The sequence below is a fragment of the Loktanella sp. DJP18 genome (assembly GCF_049310965.1).
GTDB lineage: Bacteria > Pseudomonadota > Alphaproteobacteria > Rhodobacterales > Rhodobacteraceae > Loktanella.
The window spans coordinates 1-1,536 of sequence record NZ_JBMERN010000310.1 but is presented as its reverse complement, the minus strand read 5'-3'; the positions used below and the strand labels follow the sequence as shown (position 1 = coordinate 1,536).

Sequence of the window (1,536 nt, the reverse complement as noted above, 5' to 3'; positions counted from 1 at the left end):
GAGTCTCGTTCTGAACATTCAGAAGGAGATTGCGATGGCGGATGGCGGTGAAGGGTTTGACGGCTGCATCGAGGTTGTGCAGCGGACATGTGGAAATCGGCGCTGGCCGAATGATGTGAAGGCGCGGATCGTGGCTGAGAGCTTTCAGCCCGGCGTTCGGGTGGTGGATGTCGCGCGGCGACATGGTCTGGTGGCGCATCAGCTTTCGGATTGGCGGCGTCAGGCGCGCCAAGGGGAACTGGTCCTTCCGGCGGACGCCATGGCCGGGGTGGCGTCTGACGCTCTGCCAACCTTTGTGCCGGTTTCGGTGGAGCCTGAGGACGTCGATCGGTCCTTTGATGCAGGGGGGACCGGCGGTGTCATCACGATCGAGATCGGCGCAGACGTTGTGCTGCGGGTCCCGGGGGATGTTCCGGCAGAACGGGCTGCGGCGCTGACGCATGCCTTGCGGGGGCGGGCGTGATTGTCGCGGGGCAGCGACTGCCGGTCCTGATCGCGACCCGACCAGTGGACTTTCGCTGCGGGCATAGGGCGCTGGCGCTGATCGTGCAGACCGAGCTGAAGCTTGATCCGCATTCCGGTGTGACGGTCATATTCCGTTCGAAACGCGGCGACAGGCTGAAGATTTTGGTTTGGGATGGAACAGGTCTCGTGATGGTCTACAAAGTTTTGGAACAAGGTAGCTTTGCCTGGCCCAAGGTTCAGGACGGGACAATGCGACTGTCGCGAGCCCAGCACGAGGCATTTTTCGAAGGTCTCGACTGGCGCCGGATCGTTGCACAGCGGGTCACTCCACCGCGTGCAGCGGGATGATTTTGAATTCTGTTTCGACGTTGTTTTATTGGCTTTTCCTATCTGGACTGGCTATAAATCCGCATGTCGCAGTCCTTCGATCTCAGCCTGTTTCCAGACCTTCCACCCGAGGTGACGAAGGCCTTTGCCGCACAGTCTGCGGCGCTGGAATCAGCACGGTTTGAAGCCGCGGTCGAGCGAGCAGCCCGCCTGCATGAACAGGCTGTAGGGGTTGAGAAAGACGCGTTCATCACTGAACTGACGGCACTGGTCGAGAAGCTGGAAGGTCAGGTCGGACAATACCGACATGCGAAGTTCGGACCAAAATCCGAGAAGCTGGACCCCGCGCAGCTCGAACTGGCGCTGGAGGATCTGGAAACGGCCATCGCCGAGACCCAGGAACAGATTGCCGCGGTTGAGGCGAAGATCGCGGCCAGCGAGACCGATCCCGAGAAGAAGGTGCCGCGCAAGAAGCGCACGGCGCGCGCCTTGCCGGAACACCTGCCGCGCGTCGAACGTGTCATCGAGCCAGACAGCATCGTCTGTCCTTGTGGCTGTGGCGATATGGTCAAGATCGGCGAGGATCGGGTCGACCGGCTGGATTACATCCCGGCGCGCTATCAGGTGATCGTCACGATCCGCCCGAAATACGCCTGTCCCAAGGGGCGCGCGGGTGTGGTGCAGGCCAAGGCCCCTGCGCATCTGTTGGAGGGCAGCTGGCCCACCGAGGCGTTGCTGGCGCAG

At 61.8% G+C, this 1,536-nt stretch carries 3 protein-coding genes; all 3 read left to right on the top strand.

All coding sequences use genetic code 11. The annotated features are described in order from the left end of the window. Positions 1-463, top strand: a 463-nt coding sequence (gene tnpA, locus ACOI1H_RS25510) for an IS66-like element accessory protein TnpA (RefSeq protein ID WP_422441121.1), incomplete at its 5' end; no start/stop codon positions are given. After that, entirely contained in the window at positions 460-813 is a 354-nt protein-coding gene (tnpB, locus tag ACOI1H_RS25505) for an IS66 family insertion sequence element accessory protein TnpB (RefSeq protein ID WP_422441120.1), read from the top strand. The genes tnpA and tnpB, both read left to right, overlap by 4 nt. Before the next feature lie 63 nt (positions 814-876). Beyond that, a partial coding sequence (locus tag ACOI1H_RS25500) for an IS66 family transposase zinc-finger binding domain-containing protein (protein ID WP_422441118.1) occupies positions 877-1,536 on the top strand: 660 nt, incomplete at its 3' end.